At 69.4% G+C, this 22,122-nt stretch carries 21 protein-coding genes and 1 riboswitch; of the genes, 12 read left to right on the top strand and 9 right to left on the bottom strand.

Features of this window, described 5'->3' with window-relative positions:
• Together H036_RS0106310 and H036_RS0106305 are read right to left on the bottom strand one after the other, a co-directional pair.
• The gene (locus H036_RS0106310; protein WP_017933940.1) at positions 1-252 is read right to left on the bottom strand and encodes a sulfurtransferase TusA family protein; all 252 of its coding nucleotides are present in this window, start codon (positions 250-252) and stop codon (positions 1-3) included.
• Between the two features lie 32 nt (positions 253-284).
• Complete coding sequence (locus H036_RS0106305; protein WP_017933939.1) at positions 285-1,457, bottom strand: cysteine desulfurase family protein; 1,173 nt, start codon at positions 1,455-1,457, stop codon at positions 285-287.
• A gap of 96 nt (positions 1,458-1,553) precedes the next feature.
• Between H036_RS0106305 and ctaC the strand changes: the two genes are divergently transcribed.
• The 4 genes from ctaC (at position 1,554) to H036_RS0106285 (ending at position 5,991) form a co-directional block, all read left to right on the top strand.
• Positions 1,554-2,477 (top strand): aa3-type cytochrome oxidase subunit II, encoded by a 924-nt coding sequence (gene ctaC / locus H036_RS0106300; protein ID WP_017933938.1) that lies wholly within the window; start codon positions 1,554-1,556, stop codon positions 2,475-2,477.
• Complete coding sequence (gene ctaD, locus H036_RS0106295; protein ID WP_017933937.1) at positions 2,474-4,168, top strand: aa3-type cytochrome oxidase subunit I; 1,695 nt, start codon at positions 2,474-2,476, stop codon at positions 4,166-4,168. Before ctaC ends, ctaD begins: the two co-directional genes overlap by 4 nt.
• The gene (locus tag H036_RS0106290) at positions 4,168-4,584 is read left to right on the top strand and encodes a cytochrome c oxidase subunit 4 (protein ID WP_017933936.1); all 417 of its coding nucleotides are present in this window, start codon (positions 4,168-4,170) and stop codon (positions 4,582-4,584) included. The genes ctaD and H036_RS0106290 overlap by 1 nt, the downstream gene beginning before the upstream one ends.
• Positions 4,585-4,728: 144 nt before the next feature.
• Complete coding sequence (locus tag H036_RS0106285; RefSeq protein WP_232421813.1) at positions 4,729-5,991, top strand: L,D-transpeptidase; 1,263 nt, start codon at positions 4,729-4,731, stop codon at positions 5,989-5,991.
• 154 nt (positions 5,992-6,145) lie between these two features.
• On the opposite strand, the gene H036_RS0106280 is transcribed toward H036_RS0106285, so the two are convergent.
• The 5 genes from H036_RS0106280 to ctaE all read right to left on the bottom strand — a co-directional run bounded on the left by H036_RS0106280 (position 6,146) and on the right by ctaE (position 11,568).
• Positions 6,146-7,177, bottom strand: a complete 1,032-nt coding sequence (locus H036_RS0106280) for an LLM class flavin-dependent oxidoreductase (protein ID WP_017933934.1) — start codon at positions 7,175-7,177, stop codon at positions 6,146-6,148.
• Between the two features lie 99 nt (positions 7,178-7,276).
• The gene (qcrB, locus tag H036_RS0106275) at positions 7,277-8,995 is read right to left on the bottom strand and encodes a cytochrome bc1 complex cytochrome b subunit (protein ID WP_017933933.1); all 1,719 of its coding nucleotides are present in this window, start codon (positions 8,993-8,995) and stop codon (positions 7,277-7,279) included.
• Positions 8,992-10,086: a cytochrome bc1 complex Rieske iron-sulfur subunit gene (gene qcrA, locus H036_RS22015; protein ID WP_017933932.1), complete on the bottom strand. Its 1,095-nt coding sequence runs from the start codon at positions 10,084-10,086 to the stop codon at positions 8,992-8,994. The genes qcrB and qcrA overlap by 4 nt, the downstream gene beginning before the upstream one ends.
• On the bottom strand, positions 10,083-10,958 hold the full coding sequence (gene qcrC / locus H036_RS0106265) for a cytochrome bc1 complex diheme cytochrome c subunit (protein WP_017933931.1): 876 nt from the start codon (positions 10,956-10,958) through the stop codon (positions 10,083-10,085). The genes qcrA and qcrC overlap by 4 nt, the downstream gene beginning before the upstream one ends.
• Before the next feature lie 31 nt (positions 10,959-10,989).
• A complete protein-coding gene (ctaE, locus tag H036_RS0106260; RefSeq protein ID WP_017933930.1) occupies positions 10,990-11,568 on the bottom strand; it encodes an aa3-type cytochrome oxidase subunit III in 579 nt (192 codons plus the stop codon).
• 131 nt (positions 11,569-11,699) lie between these two features.
• Between ctaE and H036_RS0106255 the strand changes: the two genes are divergently transcribed.
• Genes H036_RS0106255 through trpD form a run of 3 tightly spaced genes read left to right on the top strand, consistent with a single transcriptional unit; the run spans position 11,700 to position 14,350 of the window.
• A complete protein-coding gene (locus H036_RS0106255) occupies positions 11,700-12,881 on the top strand; it encodes a hypothetical protein (protein WP_017933929.1) in 1,182 nt (393 codons plus the stop codon).
• Positions 12,882-12,906: 25 nt separating this feature from the next.
• Positions 12,907-13,311, top strand: a complete 405-nt coding sequence (locus H036_RS0106250; protein WP_017933928.1) for an Rv3143 family two-component system response regulator — start codon at positions 12,907-12,909, stop codon at positions 13,309-13,311.
• A 7-nt stretch (positions 13,312-13,318) separates the two neighbouring features.
• On the top strand, positions 13,319-14,350 hold the full coding sequence (gene trpD, locus H036_RS0106245) for an anthranilate phosphoribosyltransferase (protein WP_017933927.1): 1,032 nt from the start codon (positions 13,319-13,321) through the stop codon (positions 14,348-14,350).
• A gap of 46 nt (positions 14,351-14,396) precedes the next feature.
• On the opposite strand, the gene H036_RS0106240 is transcribed toward trpD, so the two are convergent.
• A complete protein-coding gene (locus H036_RS0106240; protein WP_017933926.1) occupies positions 14,397-14,675 on the bottom strand; it encodes an Lrp/AsnC family transcriptional regulator in 279 nt (92 codons plus the stop codon).
• Between the two features lie 9 nt (positions 14,676-14,684).
• The gene (locus H036_RS0106235) at positions 14,685-16,472 is read right to left on the bottom strand and encodes a DEDD exonuclease domain-containing protein (protein WP_017933925.1); all 1,788 of its coding nucleotides are present in this window, start codon (positions 16,470-16,472) and stop codon (positions 14,685-14,687) included.
• A 168-nt stretch (positions 16,473-16,640) separates the two neighbouring features.
• Here H036_RS0106235 and H036_RS0106230 point away from each other — a divergent pair, with 168 nt between their 5' ends.
• From H036_RS0106230 to H036_RS0106210, 5 genes are all read left to right on the top strand, one after another.
• On the top strand, positions 16,641-17,948 hold the full coding sequence (locus tag H036_RS0106230) for an NYN domain-containing protein (protein ID WP_026145833.1): 1,308 nt from the start codon (positions 16,641-16,643) through the stop codon (positions 17,946-17,948).
• Between the two features lie 94 nt (positions 17,949-18,042).
• A complete protein-coding gene (locus H036_RS0106225) occupies positions 18,043-18,249 on the top strand; it encodes a hypothetical protein (protein WP_051068630.1) in 207 nt (68 codons plus the stop codon).
• Between the two features lie 168 nt (positions 18,250-18,417).
• Positions 18,418-18,590, top strand: a riboswitch (cyclic di-AMP (ydaO/yuaA leader).
• 79 nt (positions 18,591-18,669) lie between these two features.
• The gene (locus H036_RS0106220) at positions 18,670-19,590 is read left to right on the top strand and encodes a C40 family peptidase (protein ID WP_017933922.1); all 921 of its coding nucleotides are present in this window, start codon (positions 18,670-18,672) and stop codon (positions 19,588-19,590) included.
• 42 nt (positions 19,591-19,632) lie between these two features.
• Complete coding sequence (locus H036_RS24255) at positions 19,633-20,877, top strand: hypothetical protein (RefSeq protein ID WP_017933921.1); 1,245 nt, start codon at positions 19,633-19,635, stop codon at positions 20,875-20,877.
• Between the two features lie 5 nt (positions 20,878-20,882).
• Positions 20,883-22,097: a M48 family metallopeptidase gene (locus H036_RS0106210; RefSeq protein ID WP_232421824.1), complete on the top strand. Its 1,215-nt coding sequence runs from the start codon at positions 20,883-20,885 to the stop codon at positions 22,095-22,097.
• The last annotated feature ends 25 nt before the right edge of the window (positions 22,098-22,122 follow it).

Raw genomic sequence — 22,122 nt, 5'->3', positions numbered from 1 at the left:
TCACGTGATCCGGCGGATCACGTAGATCGGGACGCCATCGGCGGCCTTCTCCTCGCCGACGAACTCCTGCGCCCGCATCCGGCACCACGCGGGTACGTCGTGGCGTGCCGCAGTGTCGTCCGCGGCCACGCCGAGCAGCGCACCCACGGGGACGTCCCCGATCCGGCGCGCCAGCGCGATGATCGGGGCCGGGCAGAGCAGGCCGCGGCAGTCGAGCACGTCCAGCTCGGGCCCGCTCGCGGCGCCGCTCACAGGCCCGCTCGCAGGCCCGCTCACAGGCCCGCTCACAGGCCGGCCCGTTCGCGCAGCCCGCGGATCACACCCGGCAGCACCGCCAAGAAGCGCTCCACGTCGGCTCTGCTGGTGTCGCGGGTCAGCGAGAGTCGCACGTTGCCGTGGGTCAGCGCTCCCATCGCGGCCAGCACGCGGGAGGGCTCGCGGGTGTCGACCGCGCAGGCAGAGCCGCTGGCCAGCCCGAACCCCAGTCGATCCAGCTCGGTCACCAGCGCCTCGCCGTCGACGTACAGGAACGAGAAGGTGACCAGGTGGGGGAGTCGTCCCTGGGGGTCGCCGACGACGTCGACGTCGGGAATGTGCGCCACACTCGCTCGGATCAGGTCGATCAGCTCGCGCTGACGTGCACCGACCTGCTCACGTTCTGTGGTCACCGCCTGCAGCGCGGCCGCCGCTGCGAGCGTGCCCGCCACATCGGGGAAGCCGTCATCGACTCGGGCCAGCGGGTCTCCCGCGGGGAACGGGTGGCTCCAGCGCGCCCGGTGGCGCACCAGCAGGACGCCCACGCCGGCCGGGCCGCCCCACTTGTGCGCCGAGCCCGCCAACGCGTCCCAGCCGTCCGGCAGCGGTAGGCGGCCGAGGGAGGCGCAGGCGTCGACGAACAAAGGTACGCCGCGGTCCGCGGCCAGCTCGGCCGCCTCGGCGACCGGCTGGACCGTGCCGACCTCGTGGTTGGCGCTCTGCAACGCGATCGCGTCGGCACCGGGTGCAGCCTTGCCCAGCGCCTCGCCGAGCGCCTCGAGCAGGACCCGGCCGGTGGTGTCCACCGCGACCGTGACCGGCTCGCCCCACCACGCCGCTGCGTCGGTGACCGCCTGGTGCTCGACAGCGCTGTGCACGATCCGCCGGCCGTCCGCGGGCAGTCCGGCTGCGGGCGGACCTGACGCCGACCGACCGGGCCGCGCCGCAGCCAGGCCGAGCAGGCCGAGCTGCACCGCTCGGGTGCCGGAGGAGGTGAAGAGCACCTCGTCGCGCCGTACTCCGAGCACCTCGGCTACCACCTCGCGGGCGTTGTCGAGCAGCAGCCGGGCGTTGCGGCCGGGGCCGTGCAGGCGGCGCGGATCGGCGTACCCGTGCTCGAGAGCGGCCAGGAGCGTGTCGCGCGCGGCCGGGTGCATCGGTTCGGAGGACGCCGCGTCGAGATAGACGGCGGCATTTGTCACAGCCGAAGCGTAACGGCCTACCCACCCTCTCAACCCCGCGTCGATTCCGATAGTCTGCCGCTATCCGTGACTGGTCGTAGAGAGAGAGGCTCGTTCGTGGGTCTGCAGATGCCCGGATCGCCCGGGCCCAAGCGCGCCAAGGGGACGGCTGCACGCGTGCGCCGGCTCGCCTTGGTGGCGGGGCTCGGCGCCAGCGCCGTCCTGCTGGGTGGCTGCTCCACCGCCGCCAAGAACTTCGGCATGCCGACGCCCGCCACGAAGCAGGGCGATCACGTCCTCCACCTGTGGCAGGGCGCTTGGATCGCCGCATTGGTGACCGGTGTCATCGTGTGGGGTCTGATCTTCTATGCGATCTGGCGTTTCCGTCGTCGCAGCGAGGACGAGATCCCGGTCCAGACGCGTTACAACCTTCCGCTGGAGATCTTCTACACGATCGCCCCAGTGTTGATGGTGATCGTGTTCTTCTTCCACACCGTCAAGGCGCAGGACGCGATCCTCGACGACAAGCTGCCGGTGGACAACACCATCGAGGTCACCGGCCAGCAGTGGACGTGGACCTTCAGCTACGGCATCGGTGCGCGTGACGCCGCGGCTGACGATGACGCGGCGGACCTGAAGTTCCCGTATTCGAACTACGTGTACGACGCCGGTACGGCCTCGCACATCCCCACGCTGGTGCTGCCGGTCGACGAGACCACGCGGTTCAACCTGCACTCGCCCGACGTCATCCACGACTTCGGCGTGGACCACTTCCTGATGAAGATGGATGTCGTGCCAGGCCGGGTGAACCACTATGCCGTCACCCCGACCAAGATGGGTACCTACCGGGGAGCGTGCTACGAGCTCTGCGGCCTCTACCACTCGCGGATGCTCTTCAACGTCAAGGTCGTCTCGAAGGCTGACTACCAGGCGTACCTCAAGAACCTTCAGACCGAGGGCTTCACAGCCACCCAGCCGCTCATCGGCGGCCGGAACGCCTACACCCAGGCCGGTCTCCAGTCCGGAGGACAAGCAGAGTGACTGCGACAGCACACCCCACCACCACCACGACCGTCCCCGCGCGCAGGCCGCTGGGCCAGCAGCTCTACTCGCTGCTCACCACCACCGATCACAAGCTGATCGGCAAGATGTACGCCGTCACCTCGTTCTGCTGGTTCCTCGTCGGCGGCGTGATGGCGCTCCTCATCCGCTCCGAGCTCGCCTTCCCCGGGCAGCAGTTGCTCAACGACGAGTTGTACAACCAGATGTTCACGATGCACGGCACGATCATGCTGCTGCTGTTCGCGACGCCGCTGTTCTTCGCCTTCGGCAACATGATCATGCCGCTGCAGATCGGTGCTCCGGACGTCGCGTTCCCGCGTCTGAACATGTTCAGCTACTGGCTGTTCCTCTTCGGTGGCCTCATCGCCGGTTCGGGCTTCCTGACCCCGCAGGGTGCGGCTGACTTCGGCTGGTTCGCCTACACCCCGCTCTCCAACGCGGTCCGCTCGCCGGGCGTCGGCGGTGACCTGTGGATCATGGGTCTCTACATCGCGGGTCTGGGCACCATCCTGGGTGCGGTCAACTTCATCACCACGATCATCTGCATGCGTGCACCCGGTATGACCATGTTCCGGATGCCGATCTTCGTGTGGAACACGCTGGTGACCTCGCTGCTGGTCCTGATCGCCTTCCCGGTGCTCGCCGGTGCGCTCCTGATGCTCGAGTCGGACCGCCAGCTCGGCACGCACGTCTTCGACGCCAGCCACGGTGGCCCGATCCTGTGGCAGCACCTGTTCTGGTTCTTCGGCCACCCCGAGGTCTACATCATCGCGCTGCCGTTCTTCGGCATCATCACCGAGATCCTGCCGGTCTTCAGCCGCAAGCCGGTCTTCGGCTACATCGGCCTGGTCGGCGCGACCCTCGGCATCGCGATCCTGTCGGTGGCGGTGTGGGCTCACCACATGTTCGTCACCGGAGCCGTCGACCTACCGTTCTTCTCCGGCATGACCTTCCTGATCGCCGTGCCGACAGGCGTGAAGTTCTTCAACTGGATCGGCACGATGTGGGGCGGATCCATCAGCTTCGACACCCCGATGCTGTGGTCGATCGGCTTCCTCACGACCTTCCTCTTCGGCGGTCTCACCGGCATCATCCTGGCCAGCCCGCCGCTGGACTTCCACGTCTCCGACTCCTACTTCGTGGTGGCGCACTTCCACTACGTGGTCTTCGGTACCGTCGTGTTCGCGATGTTCGCCGGGTTCTACTTCTGGTGGCCCAAGATCACCGGCCGGATGCTCAACGAGCGCCTGGGCAAGGTGCACTTCTGGCTGCTGTTCGTTGGCTTCCACACCACCTTCCTGGTCCAGCACTGGCTCGGAGTCGAGGGTATGCAGCGTCGTATCGCCGACTACCTGCCGACCGACGGCTTCACCGGCCTCAACCAGGTCTCGACCGTGGGCGCCTTCCTGCTGAGCCTGTCGATGGTTCCGTGGTTCCTGAACCTCTACATCTCGCGGAACGCGCCGAAGGTCACCGTCGATGACCCGTGGGGCTGGGGCCGCTCGCTGGAGTGGGCCACGTCCTGCCCGCCGCCGCGACACAACTTCCACACGCTTCCGCGCATCCGCTCCGAGTCCCCGGCCTTCGACCTCCACCACCCGGAGATCGCCGCGCTGGAGATGGAGTCCGAGCAGGAGCTCGCCGCTCGCATTGGGAACGGAGACGTCTGATGAAGGCCGAAGCCTGGTTGTTCGTCGCCTGCACGATCTTCCTCGTGCTGGTGACTCCCACCTACTGGTTCGTCACCGCCGGCTCCGAGCACGGTGGCGACTGGACGGGCACGTCCGCCCTGACCATGTGCACCCTGCTGCTGGCGATGATCTCCGCCTACCTGGGCTTCCACGCCCGGCAGATGGACGACCGTCCTGAGGACCGCAACGACGGCGAGATCGCCGACGGTGCCGGTGAGCTCGGCTTCTTCCCGCCGTTCTCCTGGTGGCCGCTGTGGGCCGCGCTGTGCGTGGCGTTCATCGCCTTCTCGATCGCGATGCTGCAGTGGTGGCTCTTCATCATCGCCGGCGTGGTCGGCCTGATCGCGCTCTGCGGCTGGATCTTCGAGTACTACCGGGGCGAGTTCAGTCACTGAGCATGAGCTGACCCCACGACCGGACCCCGTGATGCTGGACACCCCAGCACGCGGGGTTCGGCCGTCTCACCGGTCGAACAGTTACCCTGGGGGCCGGACTCGTCCTCGGGACGGTCCTGTTTTGACTGAGCTGGGGGAGTCCACATGACCGCAACCGCATCACTGTCGCGTCGCATCGGAGGCGCTCGACGCCTCCGCATGGGGGTGACGGCGCTCGCGGCAGCGGCTGCGCTCGGCCTCGCGGGCTGCGGCGCCAGCACCTCCTCGGACGCCGACGGCACAGGCGGAGCGAAGGGAGGGGTCGCGGATGTCTCCGGCGCGACCAACGACAACGGCGTCGACAACGTCGCGGCGAGCATCACCGCTAACGTGAAGCGGGCCAAGCCGGTTCCGGTGGACACCACCGTGAAGGTGACCGGCGCCAACGGCAAGCTGCACGACGTCACCCTCACCTCGAAGGCCGGCGTCGCGATCGACGGCACGCTGGCCGACGACGGCAGCACGTGGCAGGCGGGCAGCCTGCTGGAGCCGAACACGACGTACGTCCTCAAGGCTTCGCTGACCAGCAACCAGGGCTCGAGCACCAGCTGGACCCGCCGCTTCCACACCCAGAAGCTGGCCCTCTCGCAGCAGACCTTCGCCTCGATCTCGCCGTTGAACGGCCAGAAGGTCGGCGTGGGCTTCCCGGTGATCGTGCACTTCGACGTACCCGTCACCGACCGGGCGTCGATCGAGAAGCACCTCTCGGTGGAGTCCCAGCCGGCCCAGGTGGGCTCGTGGCACTGGTTCTCCGACACCGAGGTGCACTGGCGTCCCAAGCACTACTGGAAGGCCGGCAGCACAGTGACGGTGCACGCCGACATCAACAGCGTCCCGGCCGGCAACGGCATCTACGGCCAGAGCGATCGCCAGGCCACGTTCAAGGTTGGCGCGCAGCACATCTACCGGGTCAATATGAAGACGGACCAGATGAAGGTCTACTCCAACGGCAAGCTGCTGCGGACCATCCCGGTCACGACCGGTCAGCCGGGCTTCACCACGCGCTCGGGCATCAAGGTCATCGTGGAGAAGGACGAGAAGCACACGATGAACTCCGAGACCATCGGCATCCCCAAGGGCGACCCCAACTACTACAACATGAAGGACGTCCAGTGGGCGATGCGGATGACCTACTCGGGTGAGTTCATCCACGCCGCGCCCTGGTCGGTCGGCTCGCAGGGCCGGGAGAACGTCTCCCACGGCTGCACGGGCATGAGCACCGCGAACGCGGACTGGCTCTTCCACATGACCCGCGTCGGCGACGTGGTCAACGAGTTCGGCACCTCCCGCAAGATGGAGGTCACCAACGGGTACGGCGATTGGAACATGTCGTACAAGGAGTACAAGGCGGGCAGCGCGCTGGCCTGAGGCCTGCTTCGCGGGTCGACGCCCGACCGCCCGCGGGGACACCTCGAAGCAGGCCTACGGCCGCGCGGCGGCTCGTACCTCGCCGGCGCGTCCTCCGGCAGCGCTTCTTCGGTATCCCCCGTGCGTCCGCGCGCCAGCCTGCGATCTTGCTGCCTCAGTCCAGCAGGCGGCGCACCCGCGGGATCACCTCGGTGCCGTAGAGCTCGATGCAGTGCATCAGCTGCTCGTGCGGCATCGGGCCGTTGCTGTACTTCAGGTCGAATCGGCTCAGGCCCAGCGTCCTGACAGTGGCGGCGATCTTCTCGGCGACGGAGTCGGGCGACCCGACGAAGAGCGCACCGTGGTCGGCCTCCTCGTGCAGCTCGGCGATCGAGCTGGGCGGCCAGCCACGCTCACGGCCGATCCGGTCGCGGTTCGCCTTGAAGTGCGGGAAGAGCAGCTCGCGTGCCTGGGCGTCGTCGTCCCAGACGAAGCCGGGGGAGTGCACGCCGACCGGCAGACGCGGTTGCTCGGGGTGCAGCTGGTCCAGGGCACGGTGGTAGAGGTCGACGTACGGCGCGAAGCGGTCAGGGGCGCCCCCGATGATCGCGAGCATCAGGGGGAAGCGGTGCCGCGCCGCCCGCACCACCGACTCGGGTGAGCCGCCGACGCCGATCCAGGCATCGAGCGTGCCGCGCTCGGTCTTCGGGTAGATCTCGGCATCGAGCGGCGCCCGAGTGCTGCCCTCCCAGTGCACGTGCTGCTCGCTGCGCAGTGCGGCGAAGATCTCCAGCTTCTCCTCGAAGAGCACCTCGTAATCGGCCAGGTCGAAGCCGAACAGCGGAAAGCTCTCGGTGAAGGAGCCACGTCCCAAGGTGAGCTCGGCGCGGCCGTGCGAGAGCGCGTCGAGGGTGGCGAACCGCTCGTAGACCCGGACCGGGTCGTCCGAGCTGAGCACGGTGACGGCGGTGCCGAGCGTGATCCGCTCCGTGCGGGCAGCCAGCGCGGCCAGCACGATGTCGGGCGCACTGATGGCGAAGTCAGGTCGGTGGTGCTCGCCGACACTGAAGGCGTCGACCCCGACCCGGTCGGACAGGACGCCCTGCTCGACGACGTTGCGCAGCACCTCGGGGTAGGGGAGGGGCACACCGTGGGTATCGGCGGTGACGTCTCCGAAGGTGTCTAGGCCGAACTTCACGTCGTACATCGTGTCTCCTCAACCGATGGTGCACGGAATGGAACGAGCGAGGGCCCGGGAGCAGTGCTCCCGGGCCCTCATGATGCCCTGGTAGGGGGCGCTGGGCGATCAGTGCTCGCCGTGGCCACCCTCGATCGCGCGGGCGTCGTCGTGACCGCCCTCGATCGCGTGGGCGTCGTCGTGACCGCCCTCGACCGCGTGTGCGGCGTGGGCGTGGGCCGCCTCGATCTCCTCCACGGTCGGCTTCTCCACGTCGTCCTCGTAGTAGAGGGTGCGGAGCTTGTCACGGAGGGTCAGCTTGCCGTTGGCCTTCGGACCGTCGGCCTCGCCGGCGCCCTCGGGGCCACGGTCACGGACGGTGATCGCGTAGGCCTTCTCCTCGCTGATCGGCAGGTGGATCTCGGAGTAGCCGCCCACGGCCGAGCGCATGATCACGCCGGTCTCGTAGCCGTGCAGCAGTACCTCGTTGTCGTGGCGCTGCAGCGCGATGCACCAACGACGGGTGATGAAGAACGCGATCACCGGGCCGAGGAACACCGCCGCCCGCAGGAAGTAGGTGATCTGGTTGATCGACATGTGCAGCTTGATGGCGATGATGTCGTTGCCGCCGGCGAGCCAGAACATGGCGTACCAGACCATCGCCGCGACCATCACACCCGTGCGGGTCGGCGCGTTGCGCGGGCGCTGGAGCAGGTGGTGCTCGCGCTTGTCGCCGGTGATCCAGGACTCGAGGAACGGGAAGGACGTCACGACCATCCACGACACCATCGGCATCAGGATGACCGGGATGAAGATGTTCCACGACCAGGTCGAGCCCCAGAAGTGGGACTCCCAGCCCGGCATGATGCGCAGCGCGCCGTCGGGCCAACCCATGTACCAGTCAGGCTGCGAGCCTGCGGTCACCTTGGTCGGGTCGTAAGGACCGAACTTCCACACCGGGTTGATCGAGAGGATCGCGCCCATGACGGCAGTGACGCCGAAGGTGATGAAGAAGAAGCCGCCGGCCTTCGCGGCGTAGACCGGGAGCATCGGGTAGCCGACGACGTTGGTCTCCTTGCGGCCGGGGCCCGCCCACTGCGTGTGCTTGTGGTAGACGAGCAGCAGCATGTGCGCGGCGACCAGACCCAGCAGGATGCCGGGGATCAGCAGCACGTGGATCGTGTACAGGCGCGGGATGATCGCGTCGCCCGGGAACTCCCCGCCGAAGAGGAAGAACCCGATATAGGTGCCGACGATCGGGATGGCCTGGATGAAGCCGTCTGCGGCTCGGACACCGGTGCCCGAGAGCAGGTCGTCAGGCAGCGAGTAGCCGGTGAAGCCCTCCAGCGTGCCCAGGAGCAGCAGCAGGGAGCCGATGACCCAGTTGAGCTCACGCGGCTTGCGGTGCGCGCCGGTGAAGAACACGCGCAGCATGTGAATCATCATCGCCGAGATGAACAGCATCGCGGCCCAGTGGTGCATCTGGCGCAGCAGCAGGCCGCCACGGACGTCGAAGGAGATGTTCAGCGCGCTGGAGTACGCCTCCGACATGGAGATGCCACGCAGGTTCGGGTAGCTGCCCTGGTAGGTGACCTCTGCCATCGAGGGCCGGAACCACAGCGTCAGGAAGACGCCGGTGACCAGCAGGACGACGAAGCTCCACAGGGCGATCTCACCGAGCATGAAGGACCAGTGGTCGGGGAAGATCTTGCGGAGGTTCTTCTTGCCCATGGCCGCAAGGCCGAGGCGCTCGTCGGCCCATTCAGCGGCGGCGCCGACCTTCGTCGGCTTGTTCGCGGTCGCAGCGGAGGTGTTGCTCGTGGCGACCTTGCTTGTGTCGACACTCACTGGCCGGTCTCCTTGCTCCACTCGTCATAGATCGCCTGAGGCGACTTGGTCTCGCGCTCCCAGAAGCTCGGTCCGACCGGCTCCGGGTAGTCGCTCAGCGCCACCAGGAAGCCCTCGTCGTCGATACCCAGCGGCAGCTGGGGAAGGTGACGGCCAGCCGGGCCGAAGATGACCTTGCCGGAGTCGGCGAGGTCGAAGGTCGACTGGTGGCAGGGGCACAGCAGGTGGTGCGTGGTGCGCTCGTTGAGCGAGATCGGGCAACCCACGTGGGTGCAGATCTTGGAGTAGGCGACGATGCCGTTGACGGACCAGTTGCGCGTCACGTCGGAGACGATGTCGTCGGGGTCCATCCGCAGCAGGACCGTGGCCGACTTGGCCTTCTGGACCTGCAGGTCGCTGCCCTCGATGACCTCGCCGGACGGCAGCGGCTGACCCTTGTCGGTGCCGAAGATGATCTCCGGCTCCGCGTTGACCAGATCGCCGATCTCGAGGTCGGCGGGACGGATCGGCGTACCGACGACGTCGCGGACCACGCGCATGTTCTTCGCCCACACGGTGTGGCGCAGCTTGTCGCCGGGCAGCGGACCGAGGTCGCGGAGCATGACCACGGCCGGAGCGACGAGCACGCCGACCGAGAGGACGAGCGTGTTGCGGATCAGGGGACGGCGGGCGATGCCCGACTCCTCGAGGCCGGCCTGCAGGGCGGCGACCGTGGCGCTGCGATCCTCCAACGACGAGGACGCCGGGTGGCGCTCCTCGACCAGCTCGACGTCGGCCATGAGCTTGCGCGCCCACTGGATGACGCCGATGCCGATGAAGAGGAAGGCACCGCCGAGGGTGAGGCCGAGCGCGACGTTCGAGGCGCCCAGGCCGATGAACTCCTGGCCGCCGATACCCGTCTGGAGCGTCACGTAGGAGACGACGAACAGGATCGTGCAGACCACGGAGAGGCCGAACAGCGTGGCGACCTGGCGCTCGGCGCGGCGCTCGGCCTTCGGGTCGACGTCGGTCGGACGCCAGTGGTGCTCCGGATGACCCGGATCCGGCAGCAGCGCGTCGGTGTGCGCCTGGATCTCGTGAGAGTCGCTCACTGGGCCGTTCCCTTCTTCTTGTTCGTGCGCGCGGTGTGGGCCGCGATCCAGACGGCGAAGCCGACCAGGCCGCCGAGGCCCACGATCCAGGCGAAGAGACCCTCACTCACCGGGCCGAGGTTGCCGAGGCTGAACCCGCCGTAGCCGGGCTGGGCCTTCATCGACTGGATGTAGGCGATGACGTCACGCTTCATCTCCGGCGAGAGGTTGCCGTTGGAGAAGGAGTCCATCGACTGCGGGCCGGTGAGCATGGCCTCGTAGATGTGCTTGGGGTCGGTGTCGAGCAGCTTGGGAGCGAAGCCGCCACGTGGCATCGCACCGCCCTCACCGGTGAAGTTGTGGCACGCGGTGCAATTGGTGAGGAAGATCTGGCCACCGCGCACGATGGCTTCCTGCTTCTCCTCAGCGCTGAGACCGTCGGTGCTGTAGTCCTCCTTGGTCGGGATCGCCGGGCCCGGAGCGAGGCTGGCGACGTACGCCGCGAGCTCGTTGATCTCGTCCTGGGAGAAGACGTTCTCCTTCTTCTGGACCTGGGCGCCCGGCTGCACCATGGGCATGCGGCCGGTGCCGACCTGGAAGTCGACGGCGGCAGCGCCGACGCCCGCCAGGGCCGGGCCGATGAGCTTCCCGTCCTTGGAGGTGAGGCCCTCGCCGTTCTGCCCGTGGCAGAAGGCGCAGCTGACCAGGAAGAGCTGTCGACCCTTGGCCGCCATGGCGGCCTGGTCCTCGGCGGTATCAGCCGAGGAGGAGGGGGAGAAGGCGGCGTAGAGACCACCTGAGAGGGCCAGGCCCAGGAGCAGCAGCACCAGGCCGGCGATCGGGCCGCGACGGTGCCGCGAGAGGCGACCGGCGGAGCGGTTCAGGAGACGCACATTCAGTCCTTGATCTACGCAGGCGGTCGAACTACTTGATGAGGTAGATGGTCGCGAACAGACCGATCCACACGACGTCGACGAAGTGCCAGTAGTACGACACGACGATCGCGCTCACCGCCTGCTCGTGGGTGAAGCGACGGGCCACGAAGGTGCGGCCGAGCACGAAGAGGAACGCGATCAGTCCGCCGGTCACGTGGAGACCGTGGAAGCCGGTGGTCAGGTAGAACATCGTGCCGTATCCGGAGCTGGGCATGGTGATGCCCTCCTGGATGAGGCTCGCGTACTCGGTCGCCTGACCGGCGATGAAGATCGCGCCCATGAGGTAGGTGAGCACGAACCACTCGCGCAGACCCCACTTGGCTACGTTGAACAGCGAGCCGGTGCGGCCCACCTGGCCCCGCTCAGCGGCGAAGACGCCCCACTGACAGGTGAAGGAGGAGAGCACCAGGATCGTGGTGTTCACAGAGGCGAACGGCACATTGAGGTGCTGGGTGCTCTGCGCCCACAGATCCGGGCTGACCGCACGGATCGTGTAGTACGCCGCGAACAGCGCCGCGAAGAACATCAGCTCACTGGAGAGCCAGATGATCGTCCCAACGCTGACCATGCTGGGCCGGTCGTGATGCCCGTGCAGACGGGAAGCCGGAAGAGTCGAAACTGTCGCCACGGGCGCCATTATGTCGTGACCTGTTGGCGAGGGCACCCCGCCCCCCTCAGTTAAAGGATAGTTTTCGGGCCGTGAGGCTCTCCGCGCGCTCGACGTGGTGGCTCGTGCCGCTTGCGATCTTCGTCCTGACCCGGCTCGTCGACATCTTCGTGATCGCCCATGCGGCGCACTCCCAGGTGCTGATGGACGGCTCCTACGGCATCCACGTGGAGGAGTCGAAGCCCGCCCACCCGGGCTACTGGGCGGCGCTGACCAACTGGGACGGGCAGTGGTACGAGACGATCGCCCGCCACGGCTACCCGCGCTCGCTGCCGACCCACGGACCGGTGCCGCAGACCGCGTGGGCCTTCTACCCGCTGTACCCGATGATCGTTCGTGCAGTGATGCTGGTCACATCACTCGGGTTCGCGCCTGCCGCGTCCCTGGTGAGCCTTGCGTTCGCGGCGGCGGCGATGGTGCTGATCTACCGGATGGTCCTCGAGCGCGCCGACGGGTTCGCGGCCACGATCACCGTGCTGGGGCTGTGCGTCTTCCCCTCGGCGCCGATCCTGCAGGCCGGCTACACCGAGGGACTGGCGCTGTTCGGCATCGCGCTGCTGATCTGGTGCCTTTCGCGTCGCCAGTACGGCGGAGCCCTCGCTGCGCTGTTGGTGCTCGCGCTGACCCGCCCGATCGTGATCGTGGCGGCGCCGGTGATCGTGATGCACGGCTGGCTGCACTGGCGAGACTCGACGCGCTGGCAGCGCTGGGCGGTGGGCGGCCTCACCGCTGCCTCCGGCTTGCTGGTGCTGCTGTGGCCGGCCGTGGCGGCCGCCGTGACCGGCCGAGGGGACGTCTACTTCGCGACCCAGCGCGCCTGGGGCAACGAGCTGAGACTGCAGAGCTCCTATCTGGGCTGGTTCTTCGGCGGCGACGACCGCCAGGACGCGGTCAAGGCGCTGCTGGTGTTGCTGGTGCTACTGCTCACCCTCGTCATACCCGGTGCTCGGGCGTGGCCGATCGAGCTGCGGGTCTGGGCGATGGTCTACGGCCTCTACCTCGCGCTGACCCTGCGCCCGACCAGCTCGATCGAGCGCTACATGCTGCTCGCGGCGGTGCCGTGGCTGCCACTGCCGGCGCTGGCGCCAGCGGGGTCGCAGCGGTGGGTGCGCGCGGTCGTACTGGGCGTGGTGGCAGCGGTCGGCATCCGGATGCAGGTCGGGTGGGTCGGGCACTACCTGATCCCGACCGCTGGCTCGTTGCTGCCGCCGTAGGCCCGCCGCGAGTAGAGTCGCGCCCGTGACCGCCTCCGCGAAGCCGCTCAAGGTGCTCGTCTACAGCGACGACGTCAGCGTTCGGAAGCAGGTGATCCTGGCCCTCGGGCGCCGGCCTCACCCCGACCTTCCCGACGTCGAGTACGTCGAGGTAGCCACCGAGCCGATCGTCGTGCAGAACTTCGACGCGGGCACCATCGACCTCGCGATCCTCGACGGGGAGGCCGTGCCCGCGGGCGGGATCGGTGTCGCCAAGCAGATGAAGGACGAGATCGCCTCCTGCCCGCCGATCGTCGTCCTCACCGGGCGACCGCAGGATGCCTGGCTGGCGACCTGGTCGCGGGCCGACGCGGCGGTGCCGCAGCCGCTGGACCCGATCGTGCTGGCCGAGACGGTCGTGGGCCTGCTCCGCGCCGCCGTACCCGCCTGAGGACGCGATGTCCACGATCACCTGGCCCGACGTGCTCGGGGCGCTGGTCACGCGCGTCGACCTGACCAACGAGCAGACCGCCTGGGCGATGGGCGAGATCCTCGAGGGTGAGGCGTCGCCGTCCCAGATCGCCGGCTTCGCGGTGGCCCTGCGGGCCAAGGGCGAGACCTCCGAGGAACTGGTCGGCCTCGTCACGGCGATGTATGACCGCGCCACGCCGATCTCCATCCCCGGCCGGCTGCTGGACATCGTCGGCACCGGTGGTGATCGCTCGATGTCGGTCAACATCTCCACGATGGCCGCGATCGTGGCTGCCGGCGCCGGCGCCAAGGTGGTCAAGCACGGCAACCGCTCAGCGTCCTCCAAGTCCGGCTCCGCGGACGTGCTGGAGGCGCTCGGCATCCGGCTGGACCTGCCGGTACCGCGGGTCGCCGCGCTGGCCGAGGAGGCCGGCATCACGTTCCTGTTCTCCGCCGTCTTCCACCCGGCCATGCGGTACGCCGCCGTCGCGCGGCGCGAGCTGGGCATCGGCACGACGTTCAACTTCCTCGGCCCCCTGTCCAACCCGGCCCGTGCCGCGGCGAGCGCGATCGGCTGTGCCGACGTCCGGATGGCCCCGGTGATGGCGGGCGTCTTCGCGGCGCGCGGCACCGACGCCTGGGTCTTCCGCGGCGACGACGGGCTCGACGAGCTGACCACCACGACGACCTCTTCGCTGTGGGCCGTGCACGATGGCGAGATCACCCAGCATGCGGTCGATCCGACCCGCTTCGGCATCGGCCGGGCCACGACCGAGGACCTGCGTGGCGGGGACGCCGTGCAGAACGCCGACGTCGTGCGCCGGCTGTTGGCGGGGGAGCCCGGGCCGGTCCGCGATGCGGTGGTGCTCAACGCGGGGGCCGCACTGGCGGTCTACGACGACGCCGAGGGTTCGATCGAGGATCGGCTGGCAGCAGGTGTCGAGCGGGCGACTGAGGCGGTCGACTCGGGTGCTGCCGCGAGCGCGCTGGAGCGTTGGGTCGCCGGCTCGTCGCGCTGACGGCGTACGGAAGCCCGGCCCGAGCGCGGCGCAGGCCTGAGTCTGCCTAGTCGAGGCCGAGGGAGAACGCAGCCTCCAGGTCGTGCCGGGAGTAGGTGCGGAAGGCGATGTGCGTCTCGGTGTCGACCACGCCCGGCACCTTGTTGAGCTTGTCGGCCACCACGGTGGCGATCTCGTCGTGGTTGCGCACCCGGACCAGCACGATCAGGTCGATCGGGCCGGTGACGGAGTAGACCTCGCTGACCCCGTCGATTGCCGCGATCGCCTGGGCGACCTCGGGGATGCTGGCGACCTCTGCGGAGACGTGCACGATGGCGGTGATCACGATGGCACGTTACCGCGCCGACGGCACGCCTTGATGGACGGTGGACAGCTCGCGGCGCTCGTCGAAGGGGACCAACGTGCGGCGCGACTCCTCGACGGCGTCGTGGACAGCGAGATGCCGGGTGGCCCCGGCGACCGGGCAGGTCCACTCGCCGTCGATGTCGATCAGCCGGATGCCGGGTGACTCCAGCCACTTGAGCACCAGCTCGCTCTCCTCGGCGCTGGCCGCAGGAACCGGTCCCGGGGCGGGCAGCACCGTCTCAGCGGAGGCGCGCAGCTGTCGGACGTAGGCGTGGGCGTCACCGCCGGGCGGCAGCGTGCCGGCCGCGGCGAGCCGGCCGCGCCGGACCACGTGCACCTCCCAGCGGCCGTCGTCGCGGCGTCGGCCGGCCACGATCTCGCTGCAACGAGCCAGCGCGGAGAGCCGCTGGGTGCGCGCAGCGGCGCGCAGGAACGCAGCGAGGCGGTCACGATGCACCCCGGCCTCCTCGAAGCGCTCCGAGGCCGCCAGCGCCTCCATCCGCCCGCTGATCGAGGCGATCACCTCGTCGGGCCTGCGCAGGAGGGTGTCGCGCAGCTGCCGGACGACGGCGTCGTAGGCGGCCTCGTCGGCGCTGCCATCGCAGGGGGACAGGCAGCGCCCCATCTCGGCCAGCACACAGGGCGACCGCGTGGCATTGCGCGCCAGCCGATCCGAGCACTGGCGCACCGGGAAGGTGTCGTGGAGGGCCTGGAGGGCCTTCTCGGCGACCTTCTTGGAGGAGAACGGCCCCAGGTAGTCGGCCTGGTCGTCGAGGACCCGCTTGACCAGCGAGAGCCGCGGCCACGGCTCGCGGGTGAGCTTGACGAAGTGCATCTTCTCCGGGAAGCGGGAGCGCCGGTTGTAGCGGGGCTTGTGCTCGGCGATCAGCCGAAGCTCGCGAATCTGCGCCTCCAGGGTGGTGGCGCACTCGATGCCGGTGACCGTCGCGGCCAGGCCGACCATCTCGCCCATCCGGGAGCGTGTCTCGGAGGCGGTGAAGTAGGACCGGACCCGGGTGCGGAGGTCGCGACTGGTGCCGACGTAGAGGACCCGCTCGCGGTCGTCGCGGAACAGGTAGACCCCGGGCGCGTGCGGCAGCGCCTCGGCGAGGTGACGCTTCTTGCGCTGGGCCGTGGAGACCCGTGCGGAGAACGTCTGCAGCTCCTCCAGGGTGTGCACGCCGAGGCCGCCGAGCCGCTCCATCAGGCCGTGCAGCACGTCGACGGTCGCGCGCGCATCGGAGAGGGCGCGGTGGTTGGGCGTGGTGCCGGACCGGAAGACCTGGGCGAGCGAGGAGAGCTTGCAGTTGGGAGCGTCGTCGCGGGTGATCACCCGGCGGGCGAGCTTGGCGGTGTCGACCACCTCGAACGCAGGCCAGGGCCGCTCCTGGCGGGTGGCGAAGTGCTTGAGGAATCCGACGTCGAAGGGGGCGTTGTGCGCCACCAGCACGCACCCCTCGGCGAACTCCAGGAACGCCGGCAGCGCCGACTCGATCCCGGGAGCGTCGGCCACCATCGTGTCGCTGATGCCGGTGAGCACCGCGATGAAGGGCGGGATGGCACTGTGCGGGTTGACCAGCGTCTGGAACTCGCCCAGGATCTCGCCGCTGCGGACCTTGACTGCCCCGATCTCGGTGATCATCGAGCCGCCCGCGGCAGAGCCGCCGGTGGTCTCCAGGTCGACCACGCAGAAGGTCACGTCGCGCAGCTGTCGACCCAGCTCGTCGAAGCTGCGCTGGGTCTCCCATCGAGACCGGGTCGTTGCGGTGGCGCTCATGCACGCGCTCCCAGCATGCGAGGGCGCCGGGCTCCGTGCGCGCATGAGGCACGGCGCGCACTGTGTCGCACGATTCGCTCGCTCCGCTCACTCATGTCGGTGACCGTAGATCCGAGCACCGACAGTTCTGGGACGGCGCGCCTGTGCCGGCGCACCTATCCTTCACTCGTGACCACTGCCCCGGCCCCGGTGCCGTCCGTCGCCGAGCTTCCGGAGCCGGTGCGGACGCGTCTCGTCGCGCTCTGCGCCGAGGTGCTGCCGCAGGTTCCGGACCTGCCGGCGGCGCTGCGCCGCATCGCCGCCTTCGCACCAGCGCGGCGGGCCAAGGCGGGAGGTACGGCGATCGCGACCGCGCTCGATGCGGACCCGGACGCCGAGGGCGGCCTGCGTGAGCGGCTCGCGGTGCAGCTGCGCTCCACCCAGCCGCGCTACGCCGCCGACCGACTGCCGTCCGGTGCCGAGGCCGCAGAGATCGCTGCGTTCGCCTGGCTGTTGCGGCCCGAGACCTGGGTCGAGCAGCTCGAGGAGGCGCTCCAGGGCCTGCAGCAGACCCGCTCGGGTGTGGCGGAGCAGGACGTGGCGCGCCTGCAGCGCCGGGTGGACCAGCTCGAGCAGGAGCTGCGCGAGGCCCGCGAGCGGCGGCGTACCGACCTCGAGGGGGTCAAGCAGGAGAACGCCCTGCTGCGGCGTCGGCTCGGGGAGGCCCGGAGCGGCGGCCGCGAGGCCCTCGCCGAGGCCGAGGAGGGCCTCGCCGCGGCACGGACTGCCCGAGCCGAGGCCGAGGCGACGGCGGCGAGCCAGGCCCGCGAGCTGCGTCAGCTGCGGGGCCGGGTCACCCAGCTCGAGGCGGAGGCGGGGGACGAGCGGCGTGCCGCCCGCGGCGAGCGCGAGGTGGCCACCCAGCGCTCCCGGCTCCTGCTCGAGACGATCATCGACGCAGCGTCCGGTCTGCGCCGCGAGCTGGCCCTGCCGCAGGTGAGCGGGACGCCGGGGGAGAACGTCGAGGCGACCTATGCCGAGGTGCCGTCCGAGCCGGCCGGGCGCAGCCGTACGGTGGCGAGCCTCGGCGAGCTGGAGGGCTACCTGGCGATGCCGCGTGCCCGGCTGGTCATCGACGGCTACAACGTCACCAAGCAGGCCTGGCCCGCCTCTCCGCTGGAGGCCCAGCGGATCCGGCTGATGCAGGCGCTGGCGCCGCTGGTGGCCCGCACCGGCGCCGAGACGACCGTCGTCTTCGATGCGGCCGCGGTGCCCGGTGCTGCCGCCCGTCACGTCGCCGGCGCGCCGCGCGGGGTGCGGGTGGTCTTCAGCCCGGCCGGTGTGATCGCCGATGACGTGATCCGTGAGCTGGTTGCCGCCGAGCCTGCGGGCCGGGTGGTGCTGGTGGTCAGCGACGACCAGGCGGTGGCGCGCGACATCGCGCTCAGCGGTGGACGGCCGGTGCCGACGCCTGTGCTGCTGCAGGCGCTGCGCTAGATCCGGCCTTCGGCAGCGCCGTGGCGACACGCCGCGACACGCTGTCCGGGTGGCGGATCGAAAACTGTCGGTGGCGGCTGCGAACGTCTTCGACATGAGCACGACGATCGATTGCGACACCTGTGTGGTGCGAGGCCTTGAGTGTCACGACTGTGTGGTGACGGTGCTGTTGGGACTGCCACCTGAGCTGACCATGGAGGACGAGGAGAGGCGGGCGCTGGAGGTGCTGGCCGACGGCGGTCTGGTGCCGCCGCTGCGACTGGTCTCGCCGGTGGAGGGGCCGGCGGTGGAGTCGGCCTAGCGTTTCGGCGTGATTCCTGATGCTGATGTGACTCATGTGACAAATGAGGCAGATTGGATATCGACACACTGTGGAGAGGGATTGGCAACGCTGTGCAGGACTCGGTTAAGGTCTAGGACACTTGGTGCCCGAGGCAGTGGATCACACCGGATCCGCGAGGGCACCGCGCTGAGTTGTGAGCCGCATCGGGGCGGATCACGAGCCGGGGAACCATCGGCGGCCTAGCCGCCATCTGGGGTGAATCTCCTGCGAGGCACGTCCTATCGGACGTGAGGAGTGGGAGTAGGGCATGTCGTGCCCGAATCCGTCAGCTCACCCGGTAGGCGTACGACAAAACAAGGAGAACGCCCGCTCGTGCTGAACGGTCGGAACCGACTCATCGCTGGTATCGCGACGATTGCTGTCGCCGGAGTCGTGGGAATGCTTCCCTCGACGGCCGCCCACGCGACCCCCTCCATCAAGGACGTCCAGGCCCAGGTCGACGACCTCTACCAACAGGCCGACGCCGCCGGCGAGAAGTACGACGCCGCCAACGTCCGGCTCAAGCAGCTGCGCAGCGAGCTCTCCGACCTCGAAGCCGACCAGAAGCGCCAGGACACGGCGCTCAGCGGTGTCCGCGAGCAGGTCCGCGACTCGGTGATGCGCCAGTTCGAGGGCTCCAACATGTCGGCCGTGGGCCAGGTCGTCGTCAGCGACGATCCCAAGGCGTTCCTCGCCGGCCTGTCGACGATGTCCGCTTACGACGGCATCCAGAACAGCCTGCTCACCGACTACTCCAACCAGGTCCAGGCACTCCAGCTGCGCCAGCAGGCGACCGCGGATCGCGCCGCCGATGTCACGCAGACCCAGGCCGACCTCAAGCAGGCCAAGGCGACGATCGACGACAAGCTCGCCGAGGCCAAGAAGGTCCTCGGCGGCCTCCAGGCCAAGCAGCGCGAGGAGCTTCTCTCCCGCGACTCGACCCGGGTCTCGGCCGGTGACATCAACGCCACCGGCAGCGCCGCGGCCGCGATCTCCTACGCGATGGCTCAGGTCGGCAAGGCCTACGTCTACGGTGCGGCCGGCCCCAGCGCCTTCGACTGCTCGGGTCTGACCATGCGCGCCTGGGGCGCCGCCGGCGTCTCGCTGCCGCACTCCTCGGCCGCGCAGTACGGCTCCGGTCGCCACATCGCCGCCTCCGATCTTCAGCCGGGCGACCTGGTGTTCTACTACCACCCGATCAGCCACGTCGGCATGTACATCGGCAACGGCATGATCGTGAATGCCGAGAACCCGAGCGTGGGCGTCAAGGTGACCGGCCTGTACTCGATGCCCTACGTGGGCGCCGTCCGCCCGGGCTGATCCCCGCACAACCCCTAGGCCGGGTCTGATTGACTCGGCGCCATGACTGCCGACACGGACCGCCACTCCTCGCGAGTGGCGGTCCGTGTCGTCGTGGCGACGGTCGCCGCGCTGGCGGTGGCGCTCGGTCTCCTCGCCTGGCGCCTGCACGGCGAGGACACCTACGTGGTGCCTCCTCAGGCGGTCGGCTCCGGCAGGCCAGCGACCGAGCAGCCGGGCAAGGCCGCCGCAGCCCTGGCAGCGCTTCAACAGGCGGTGCGCGACCGGCGCCCCGACCGGGTGCAGGGCAGCGAGGCACGCACCGTGGTGGCCAACGCAGCAGCGCTGCGGGTGCAGGACTTCACTGCGCGCTACGTCGCGCAGGACGGCGCCGTGGCGAGCGACGGTTCCTGGAACGCCGACGTCGCGCTCACCTGGCGCTTCGGCGGCATCGACACCGAGACCGCCTCCACCGACGTCAGTGCCACCTTCGCGCCTGCCGGCGGCGGGATAGAGCTGCGTGGCTTCGGGGCGGGTGGAGGGCGGCTGCCACTGTGGCTGGCCGGCCCCGTGCAGGTGCGGCGTACCGACGACGCGACGGTGGTGCTCGCCGGCACCGGTGCTGCTGCGCAGCGGCATGCCGCTCGCTACGGGACGCTCGCTGACCGTGCCGTCGCGGCGGTGCGCAAGGTGCTGCCCTGGCCGCGCCCGGACCTCGTCCTTGAGGTGCCGGCCGACGAGACCGGCCTGGAGCGGATGATGGGGGCCACGACCGGCAGCTACCACGGCGTCGCGGCGGTGACGGCGACGGTCGACGGCAGCACGGGCGGCCCCGTGCACGTGCTGGTGAATCCGCAGGTCATCGGCGGCCTCAACAGCCAGGGCGCGCAGATCGTGCTCAGTCACGAGGCCACCCACGCCGCGACCGACGTGGCCACCAACGACACCCTGCCGCCGTGGCTGCTGGAGGGCTTCGCCGACTATGTCGCGCTGCGTGACGTCACCCTGCCGCTGTCCACCACGGCTCGGCAGATCCTGGCCGAGGTGCGCAAGGACGGCGCGCCGAAGCACCTGCCGGGACCGGCGGAGTTCGACGACCAGTCGGAGTCGTTCGGTGCCGAGTACGAGGCGGCCTGGCTGGCCTGCCGGCTGTTGGCCCGGGTCGGTGGTGAGCAGGCCCTGGTCCACCTGTACGACGAGGTCCGCGGAGGAGCCGATCTGGACACGACGATGCGGCAGCAGTTCGGCTTCGGACTCAGCGGATTCACCGTCCAGTGGCGCCGTGAGCTGGAGGGGCTGGCCCGGTGAGCACCATGAAGCGGCTCTCGCTCGTCATGGCCGTCGGCGGCGCCGCGGCGTTCGTCGTACTGGCGGCGGTGCTGGTGCCGTGGCACCCCTACCCAGGCGGGCGGCTGCACCCGCCGGCCGCCGACAGCGTCTTCACCCAAGCGCAGATCGACCGTGCCACGGCGTACTCGCACGCGGCCCGCTGGCTGGGCCGCAGCAGCCTGGTGGTCTCGGTGGCCGTCGCCTGCCTGTTGGGTTTCAGCCGGTTCGGTCGGGCGGTCGCCGAGCGGCTGCGCGGGCCCTGGTGGCTGCGAGCGACGGTGCTGGTGCTGCTGGTCACGGTCATCGGCCGGCTCGCGACACTGCCCTTCGCCATCGCGCTGCAGCACCAGCAGCTCCGCTACGGCCTGTCGAGGCAGAGCTGGGCGTCGTACTTCTCCGACGTGGCGATCGGGGTCGGCGTCACCGTGGTGGCTTCCGCGATCGCGGTGGTGGTGCTGCTCGGCATCGCGAGGCGCTGGCAGCGCGCCTGGCCGGCGATCGCTGGTGTCGTGATCGCCGCGCTGGTGCTGCTCGGCTCGTTCGTCTACCCGGTCCTGGTCGAGCCGCTGTTCAGCGACTTCACGCCGCTGCCGCAGGGGGAGCTACGTTCCCAGATCCTCCAGATCGCGGCTGAGGAGCACGTTCGGCTCGATGACGTGCTGGTCGTCGATGCCTCGCAGCGGACCACGCAGCTCAACGCCTACGTCACCGGCTTCGGGTCGACTCGCCGGGTGGTGCTCTACGACAACCTGATCGACGAGCTGCCGCGCGGCCAGGTGCTCTCCGTGGTCGCGCACGAGCTCGGGCACGCGCATCACGACGACGTGCTGACCGGGACGCTGCTCGGGGTCGCCGCCGCGTTCCTCGGTGTCGGTCTGCTGGGGCTGCTGGTCGGGCGCAGGTACGCCGGTCTGCGCGATCCCGCCGCGGTGCCGCTGCTGCTCGCGCTCTTCGCGCTGGCCTCGGTGCTCGCGCTGCCGGTGGAGAACACCATCAGTCGCCAGATCGAGACCCGCGCCGACGTGGACGCGCTGGTGACCACCCGGGACGCGGACTCCTTCGTCGCGCTCCAGCGCCGGCTGGCGATCAGCTCGCTCTCCGACCCGACGCCGCCAGCGTGGTCGCAGTTCGTCTTCGGCTCGCATCCGACGGCGCTTCAGCGGATCGCGTTGGCAGGGCGGGTGCTGGGCGGTCACTGAGCGCCAGCGCGCGGGACCGGTGCGT

Origin of the sequence: Nocardioides sp. Iso805N (assembly GCF_000364605.1) — a bacterium.
Classification (GTDB): domain Bacteria; phylum Actinomycetota; class Actinomycetes; order Propionibacteriales; family Nocardioidaceae; genus Nocardioides.
This window is presented reverse-complemented; position numbering and strand designations above follow the sequence as displayed.